The 8025-nt window shown below is 70.0% G+C and carries 10 protein-coding genes; 2 read left to right on the top strand and 8 right to left on the bottom strand.

Features of this window, described 5'->3' with window-relative positions; all coding sequences use genetic code 11:
• The first annotated feature begins 312 nt into the window (after positions 1-312).
• Positions 313-1278: a ribokinase gene (locus FL311_RS38385; RefSeq protein WP_141332621.1), complete on the top strand. Its 966-nt coding sequence runs from the start codon at positions 313-315 to the stop codon at positions 1276-1278.
• Between the two features lie 33 nt (positions 1279-1311).
• On the opposite strand, the gene FL311_RS46010 is transcribed toward FL311_RS38385, so the two are convergent.
• From FL311_RS46010 to FL311_RS38370, 4 genes are all read right to left on the bottom strand, one after another.
• Entirely contained in the window at positions 1312-1434 is a 123-nt protein-coding gene (locus FL311_RS46010) for a hypothetical protein (RefSeq protein WP_255510397.1), read from the bottom strand.
• Between the two features lie 23 nt (positions 1435-1457).
• On the bottom strand, positions 1458-1703 hold the full coding sequence (locus FL311_RS45675; RefSeq protein ID WP_228557357.1) for a hypothetical protein: 246 nt from the start codon (positions 1701-1703) through the stop codon (positions 1458-1460).
• A gap of 113 nt (positions 1704-1816) precedes the next feature.
• Complete coding sequence (locus FL311_RS38375; RefSeq protein ID WP_141332620.1) at positions 1817-3127, bottom strand: hypothetical protein; 1311 nt, start codon at positions 3125-3127, stop codon at positions 1817-1819.
• Positions 3099-3305: a hypothetical protein gene (locus FL311_RS38370; protein ID WP_141332619.1), complete on the bottom strand. Its 207-nt coding sequence runs from the start codon at positions 3303-3305 to the stop codon at positions 3099-3101. The genes FL311_RS38375 and FL311_RS38370 overlap by 29 nt, the downstream gene beginning before the upstream one ends.
• 376 nt (positions 3306-3681) lie before the next feature.
• On the opposite strand from FL311_RS38370, the gene FL311_RS38365 reads away from it, so the two are divergent.
• Entirely contained in the window at positions 3682-4200 is a 519-nt protein-coding gene (locus FL311_RS38365) for a DUF4823 domain-containing protein (protein ID WP_194869548.1), read from the top strand.
• Here the strand turns inward: FL311_RS38365 and FL311_RS38360 are convergent.
• From FL311_RS38360 to FL311_RS38345, 4 genes are read right to left on the bottom strand one after another with little or no spacing between them, the layout of a single operon-like run.
• The gene (locus FL311_RS38360; RefSeq protein ID WP_141332617.1) at positions 4194-5183 is read right to left on the bottom strand and encodes a sulfotransferase family protein; all 990 of its coding nucleotides are present in this window, start codon (positions 5181-5183) and stop codon (positions 4194-4196) included. The genes FL311_RS38365 and FL311_RS38360 overlap by 7 nt on opposite strands.
• The gene (locus tag FL311_RS38355; RefSeq protein ID WP_141332616.1) at positions 5180-5386 is read right to left on the bottom strand and encodes a Nif11-like leader peptide family natural product precursor; all 207 of its coding nucleotides are present in this window, start codon (positions 5384-5386) and stop codon (positions 5180-5182) included. The genes FL311_RS38360 and FL311_RS38355 overlap by 4 nt, the downstream gene beginning before the upstream one ends.
• On the bottom strand, positions 5376-5978 hold the full coding sequence (locus tag FL311_RS38350) for an aspartyl/asparaginyl beta-hydroxylase domain-containing protein (protein WP_141332615.1): 603 nt from the start codon (positions 5976-5978) through the stop codon (positions 5376-5378). Before FL311_RS38350 ends, FL311_RS38355 begins: the two co-directional genes overlap by 11 nt.
• Before the next feature lie 20 nt (positions 5979-5998).
• Entirely contained in the window at positions 5999-7792 is a 1794-nt protein-coding gene (locus FL311_RS38345) for a diguanylate cyclase (protein WP_141332614.1), read from the bottom strand.
• Positions 7793-8025: the final 233 nt, after the last annotated feature.

Raw genomic sequence — 8025 nt, 5'->3', positions numbered from 1 at the left:
GTTGGGGGAGTGCTGGGGCTTCTGGGCGGGTGGATGGCCCTGTTCGGCGGGTCCATTTGAAGTCCCTGTTCGTAGCGGAGGCGTGGAATGCGATGCCGCCACCTCGAAGATTGTCTCTTCGAGGGTCGCGCTCCGGCCCCCTGGGTCCTTCCGTCGGGTCCACGTGATGTGGGAGGCCGGCGCGACGGTGGCACGTGCGGCTGTCCGCCGTGCCGTGTCCCGGTGATGCCTAGCTTGATGAGGCTTCGTGCTCGGCGTCTTCGCGCGCGAGTCGTGGCATCGGACGGTGGGGTGGGGAGGGGGACGACGGTCATGGCTGCGCGTCGACAGGCGGACATCCTGGTGGTTGGTGGAATCAGCACGGACTTCCTGGTCCAGGGGCCTCGGCTCCCGAGACAGGGGCAGAACGTGGAGGGGCACCTGTTCCTGGAGAGCCTGGGGGGAAAGGGCGCCAACGCCTCCGTGGCCGCCGCGCGCCTGGGCGCCCGGGCGACGCTGGTGGGGCGGGTGGGTGCGGATGCCCGGGGACTCGGGCTCTTGGAGCAGCTGGAGGGCGAGGGCGTGGACACGCTCGCCGTGACGAGGGACCCGGGCGCAAGCACGGGCGTCGTGCTCGAGATGGTGGATGAGTCAGGGCATAGGCAGAGCCTGTCCGCGGAAGGCGCCAACCGACGGATGCGAGTCCCCGACGTGCTCGCCGCCGAGGAGCGCATCTCCCGCGCGGATGTCCTGCTGGTGCAACTGGAGGTGCCGCTCGAGGTCGTCGTCGCGGCGGTCCATGTCGCGCGGGCCGCGGGGACGCATGTGCTGTTGGACCCGGCGCCGCCCACGGTGCTGCACGAGGAGCTGCTCGAGGCGGTCCATGTCATCCGGCTCAATGACCTGGAGGCGGAGGTGCTGACGGGCGTCGAGGTGGTGGACCGCGCGTCCGCGCGTCAGGCGGCGGAGAACCTGTTGCGTCGGGGCGTCGGCTCCGCGGTGGTCGCCGCGCCGCAGGGCAACCTGCTCCTCGGGTCCGAGGGGGAGCTGTGGTTGCCCAACCTCCCCGTGGACTGGGTGGATACCACGGGGGCAGGGGATGCCTTCTCCGCGGCCCTATGTGTGGCATTGGGTGAGCGGCGCTCTTTATCGGACGCGGCCCGCTTCGCGCACGCCACGTCGGCCCTGGCCACGATGCGACTGGGGGCGCTGTCGGGGTTGCCGAACCGGGAGCAGGTCGAGTCCTTCATGGCGCGGCTGGCGATGTCGGCGCTGTCGGGCGAGTCAGCCCGGTGGTGACGGAGGCGCCAGCGCCCGTCGCGGGTTTCTGGCTCAGGCCGCTCGGCGGGCCCGGATGCAGATGAACCCGGGGGCCTGTGAAAGCTCCTCGAACAGGCGTGGGTCCGCGGCCTTCATGTCGTCGTGTGGCTTGGGCTCGACGACGCGGTCGAGCATCCAGCCTGCCTCCGACAGCGCGTTCAGGATGTCCGCGAGCGGGCGGCCACGGTGGCTCCACCGCGCGCGAGCTTCTCGCTGCAGAAGCCGGGGCCACAGCCTGCGTCGAGCACGCGCAGCCCGGCGACCTCACCGAGGAGCGCCATCGTCGCCGGCCGCTCGTAGAGCGCGTTGTGCGGCTTCGTCAGGGCGAAGGTCGCGTACCGCTCCGCGAACGTCGAATACGCGGCGAGGCCCAGCGACTCGTCCGCTTCGTTCGTGTCAGCCATGCGCGGTCTCCCGGGTGAGGGAGACCACGCGATGTGATGAGTACGCGGTCGTCGAACGGGTTCTCCGGCCGCGCGCCCACCCGTGCTCGAGGTGACGGCGTCAGCTCAACCGCCTACCACCCGTTTCGATACCAGGAGTGCCGCAGGGCGCCATCCGAACCGATGTAGAAGACGTCCATGTGGCCCGACGCCTTGCTCACGCCCTCCGGCGCGGAGGCCAGCTCGCCGCCGAGCCACGTCCAGCCGCTCCAGCTCGCGCCATTCCAGGTGTTGCTCCACAGCGCGTTGTCCGCGGTCCGAGCGAACACATCCAGCAGGTTCACCCCTCGGGAGACGACCGTGGGTGATGAGATGAAGTTGCCGCCCAGGGAAGACCAGCCCACCCACGTGGTCCCATTCCAATACTTCTGCACGATGGTGTTGTCCGTGGCCCGGGCGAACACGTCGATGCGGCCGGCCCCCCAGCTCACCGCCGCCGGGTCCGAGGCAATCGTGCCGCCGAGCGAGAACCAGGAGCTCCATGTGGAGCCGGTCCAGAAGGACTGCCACACCGCGTTGTCCGTGCCACGCACGAACACGTCCATCCGGTTCGAGCCCCACGATGCGACGGTGGGCCCCGAGGCGAAGTTGCCGCCCAGCGACGACCAGGCCGTCCACGTCGTCCCGGTCCAGGACTTCTGATGGATGGCGTTGTCCGAACCCTTGGCGAACACGTCGATGCGGCTGGCGTCACGGCTCACGGCCGCCGGGTCCGAGGTCAGCGTGCCGCCGAGCGGGAACCACGAGAACCAACCGGTGCCATTCCAGTAGGCCTGCCACAGCTGGTTGTCCGTGCCGCGAGCGAACACATCCAGCCGGTTCGTGCCGCGCGCGGCGACCGCGGGCGCGGAGGTGAGGTTGCCTCCCAGCGACTCCCAGGGAACGCCATACGTCTGCTGTGCGCCCACCTGGTCCGTGACGCTGAGGTTGCCATCCCCCGCCCACTGGGGATTGCAGTAGTTCATCACCGAGGCCAGGTCCCACGCGCCGATGGTCTGGTCACCATTGGAGCCCTGCGGAGGCTCCGTGCAGGAGCCCGGCGTGTCGGGGCGATTGTGCTCGTGGGCGTAGCCCAGGGCGTGACCGAACTCGTGCACGGCGATCGTCTCGATGCAGTACTGGCGCGTGTTCTGGCAGCCCTGGCTCCAGTTGTTGAACGTGAAGTTCAGCACCACGCCCGCGGCGACGCCGTTGATGGCGTTCCCCAGCCCCTTCGCATGCGGGCCGACGTCGCTGATGTTGAGCCGGATGCCCATGGCCCCCGCGGCACAGGTGCCCCAGCCGGTGAAGCGGACTCCCGAGCGGGTCGCCCACGTCCGCTCCACCGCGTCGCGCACCCACTGGCGCTGCGTGCCGTCATTCGCTCCCGGGTTCTCCCAGCACACGGGGGATGCTCATCGGTCGCCACAACCGCGTGGAGGCCACGTAGAGCTCGGCCTCGCTGTTGACCATCTCCTCCCCGGGGCCCGTCGTCTGCGTGCTGCTCCTACAGCCGGCCAGTGCCCCCAATCCCAAGGTCGCGAGCAGCACTCCAGCGCGGCGGGCTGCCATTCCCATCAGCATGGTGTTCTCCCCCTCCATTGCCAGACGGGACCGGAGGGGTCCTCTCGTCCTGGCAGGGAAGTCGGGAGTATGTCTGCCATATGGGTGGACATGCTGCCAGTGAATTGTGGGTGCCGGCGTTGTTCAGACTCGGGTGGAGGATTCTTGTGTTGTCGTTGCGTGCCCGCACCAGCCAATCATTGCTCGCAAGCTCAGTCGGTGTTCTGCTGAATGCCGGAAAAACCGAGCCTCGATTGGCGCTGCAAGGTACAGCCTGGATGGAGCGTCGCTGCCCTCGTCATGGCTCCCCGCTGCCTGATTCCAGCTGGGTGTGATATGTCTTGCCATGCATGCTGCCGGCAATGATTCTCTCCCAAGGCAGCGCACCGGGAGTCCCATGAAGTCGACGCGATGGACCGTCCTCTCCTTCCTGTTCCTGTCGGCGTGTGTCACCAAGACGGAGATCACCCGTCTTCGGGCCGGCCCACCCCAGCTGACGCCAGCCGAGTCGCTCTACGTGTTCGTTCCCGCGGACGGTGTCTATGAAAACAAGCGCTTCGCGGGCTCGGCCCTGGCGACCTCCAAGGCCGTGTTCGTCGCTTTCTACAAACGCACCCCGCATGTGAAGCTCGGAAACCTGACGGAGAGCTTCGAGGAGGGGATGAAGGCGGCGCGTGCGGCCCAGAGCAAGTACCTGGTCCGGCCGACCCTCCTGCACTGGGAGGACCGCGCCACCCAGTGGTCCGGGAAGCCTGATCAGATCGACGTGAAGCTCGAGTTGATCGACGTTGCCACGGGAAAGGTCGTGAACAGCACCCGCTTGAAGGCGACGAGCGAGAGCATGTCGCACCTGAGCAGCCGCCCGGAGGACCTGCTGCCGAAGCCCCTCGAACAGTTCGTGTCCTCGCTCTACTGAGGCTCGGCCCGCAGCCGCTCCGCCTCCAGCGCCTCGTACACGGGGCGCACCCCGTTCTCGGCCGCCTTGCGTGAGGCCTCGCTGACCGCTTCGGCCTTCTGCCTCGTGTCGTCCTCGAACGGGAGCACGGGGTTCTTCGCGTCACGGGCCGCGGCCTGGGTCAGCAACTCCAGCTCGAGGGCATCCGGCTCCATCCCGAACAGCTCCACGAGCCGGGACACGGCGGTGTCCTGGAGCCCCCGGTGGTTCAGCAACAACGCCGGTGACTTCCGCGAGCGATAGCCTTCCAGCCCCGCCTCGCACAGCCGCGCGAGGACCCGTGCGCCGTACTCCTCCAATGACAGCTCGGACAGCTGCTCCGCGCGGAGCCCCACGCGCGCGGGCGCCAACACCCCTGGCAGCATGTGCGCGCCCCGATGCTTCTGATGTGAGGCCATGACCTCCACCGGATCCCGATACAAGAACAGCCACGGCACCCCGGGAAACGCCCGCTCGAGCAACGGCAGCTCCAGCACATGCCACGCATCCAGCTTGAGGAACACCGCCTGCTCCTCGGGGTTCCGCTTCTGCCCCAGCCCGGCCACCACCGCGCGCAGCCACTCGATTCGCCGTGCCTCATCCACCCACGGGAGCCGCGAATGGATGCGCAGCACCGTGTCCACGGGCGCTGCCTCGGACAGGACGATGTGGCGGGGCAATGACGCCAGCAATTGCGCGAGCAGCGTGGAGCCGCAGCGGGACATGTGGAACACGAGCCCTCGCACCGGCAACCCCGGATGCGACGACTGTCTTTCCACCAGCGTCTCCATCGACGTCCGATGTCGGAAGAGCAGGGGGAACGGATGCCGCAGCCTTCGCTCCAGCGTCTCGTCGAAGAACGGGTCCGTGAAGCGCTGGCTCCCCAGGTGACACCAGTCGACCCAGGGCTGTTCGCCCTCGACCTGCAGCCGTGCTGGTATCCACCCGTCCAGCCGCGGGCTCATACCCACGTCCCCAGCCACCGCTTGCGCTCCTCGCGCATCAGCTCGCGAAGCTCCGCCTCCGTGAAGTGACAGCCCCGCTCCGCCCCCAACCGGATGGCGAGCGCGATGAACCCAGGCACATCCTTCGGCCCTCGCAACTCCTCCTGAAGCCCCTCGTCCTCCAGCACTCGCACACGGAAGCGCTCGAAGTCCTCAAGCGACACGAGCGCCGCCTTCCTCCGTCGCGGCCCTCGCGAAGACGTCCCGCAGCCAGTCATCCACCACGCAGTCGAGCACCAGGTGCACGCGGTCCGTGTCCCCGGAGTTGTCTACGCGGTGGGGCAGGTTGAAGTTCAGGTACCAGCACTCCCCGGGCCGCATGTCCACGCGCTGGCCCGAGAGCACGAAGCTCACCTCCGGATGCGTGACGATGGGGACGTGGATGCGCACCTCGCCATCCTCGAACGCCAGGTTGTAGTCCGTGTGCTCGCGGATGTTCGCGCGAGCCGCGAGCTTCAACAGTCGCGCCGAGCCGATGGGGCACTGGAACAGCGCGAGCGCCTCCCGGAACGCGGGGTGACGCCCGAGCAGCGGCGTGTCCGCGTACGCCTGCCGCGCCGTGGGGTCGGGGTAGATGCGCCCCTCCATCCCTCCCACCGAGCGCAACGGGACGCCGCTCCACTCGCCCTCGTAGAAGCGGGTGTTGAAGTGCGGCACCCACGCCTCCGCGGGCACGCGCGCCAGCTCCTCCTGGAGACGGCTCACGTCGAAGCACAGAGGCAATCGCAGCCGGTCGGGCACGGAGAGCGGGGCCATGGGCCCCTGTTCTACACCGTTCAGCCCGCGGTGCTCCGGGCGCGATGCTCTGCCTTCACCCGCGCGAGCGCCGCATGGGCCCGGGCGAGCGTCTGCCCCGGGTCCTCCTCACCCTCCACCGCCACGGCGACGGTGTGGACCTCGAACGTCTCCAGCTCGGAGAGCAGGTGCTCCCGCAGCGCGTCGGTGGCCCCCGCGTCCAGCCCCGGCAGCGCCACCAGCAGCGTGCCGCCCTCCCAGCGCACCGCGAAGCCCGTGGGCGCCCCCACCGGCTCCAGGTGTCGCGCCACATCGCGCAGCGCCGTGTCGCCCGCGTCGAACCCATGCCGCAGGTTGAGTTGTCCCAGTCCCACCAGGTCCACCAACAGCACGCCGCAGGGCACCCCATCCCTCCGGCATCGACCAATCTCCCGCAGCAGGCGCTCCTCGCCCGCTCGACGCTTGGCCAGCCCCGTCAGCGCATCCACCCGCAGCATCCGCTCGCGCTCCTCACGCGGCGACACGCCTCCTGGCTCCGAGAGCGTCAGGAGCTGCGCCATGCCGCCGGGAATGGGGAACGGCCTCGCCACCCACCGGATGCGCCGGGGGCGGGGGTGCTCCAGCGTCAGCGACAGGTGCAGCCCCCGCGACGTGTCCGACGCCAGGTCGAGCAGGGGCGAGTGCCCCGTCGGGTCCGCCGTCAGGCTCGCGACGTGCTGACGGAAGCTGTCGAAGGACAGCTTCGGGATGTCCTCCAGCGTCAGCCCCAGCAGCTCCGCCAGCGCGGCGTTGCCCGCGAAGGGCTGCCGGCCCGGAGCCACCAGCAGTGTCGCCACGTCGAGCGCTTGAATCGCGTCCCGCACCTGCGTCAGCGCGGCGAGCTCCGAGCGCGAGGGCTCCTGCCGCGAGCGGCTCCAGTCCCTCGCCTCCGTCCTCGCCCGGGACTTCAGCTCCAGGTCCCCGGCCACGCGCCGGGCCAGCTCCCGCAGCGCCGCCATGTCCTCGGTGCCGAGCACCAGGGGCCGCGTGTCGATGACACACAGCGTGCCCAGCACCTCACCGCTCGGCGTCACCAGGGGCGCGCCCGCGTAGCTGCCGACGATGCCGTCACGCACCAGCGGGTTGTCCTTGAACACCGGGTGCCGCGTGGCGTCCGGGACGACCAGCGACTCGCGCCCCATCACCACGTGGTGACAGAACGCCCAGTCCCGGGGCGTGCCCCTGTCGCGCGCCAGCGCGTGCGGCAGCCCCACGTGCGCCTTGAACCACTGCCTGTCTCCCAGCACCAACGTCAGCAACGCCACGGGCACGCCGAAGGCCTGCGCCACCTCGGTGACGAGCTCCTGCAGCTCCGCCTCCGGAGGGCCGTCGTCCACCAGGTGCAGCGCGTCGATGTGCGCCAGCCGCTGGTGCTCCTCGTCGGGGCCGCTCTCCGTGGGCGTGGCGGGCAGGGGACGCTGTCCCGCGAGCACCCTGCGCACGGTGTCGCGCACCGTCTCCGTCGGCGCGCGTCGGCTGAGCAGCGAGTGGATGCCGAGCGCCTCCTTGAGCTGCCACGCGCGCACCCGCAGCTCGTCGAACGCCGTCACCACCACCACCTGCGTGCCGCCCGCGTCCTGTCGCTCGCGCAGCCACGACAGCAGCGTGAAGCCATCCACGCGCGGCAAGGCCAGGTCCGTGAGCAACAGGGCCGGGGCGCTGCGCTGGCGGACCACCTCCTGGGCCTCCGCGCCATCCCGGGCCAGGATGCCCTCGAGCCCTTCCCCCGCGACGAGGGTGAGCAGGCTGGCGGCGCGGTGGGGGTCGGGCTCGGCGATGAGGGCGTAGCGGGCCATGTCTCACCGATGCTGCCACGGATGGGCCCGCGCCGGTGATGCTCGCCACCCGCGAGGTTGTTCGGGCAACGCTGCCCGCCCGGCCGCTACCGGCCCTCGCCCGGCGGGGCCGAGGTCCCCGGCGCGGACTGGGGATAGCGCACGAAGAGTCGACGCAGGGCGCCACGCTGACGGCCCAGCTCCTCCGCCCGGAGCGCCGAGTCCACCAGCAGCATCAACCCCAACCCCAGGCC

The organism is Myxococcus sp. AB025B, from assembly GCF_006518215.1.
GTDB lineage: Bacteria > Myxococcota > Myxococcia > Myxococcales > Myxococcaceae > Myxococcus > Myxococcus fulvus.
The sequence above is the reverse complement of the archived record's forward strand: the minus strand, read 5'-3'. Positions and strand labels throughout refer to the sequence as shown.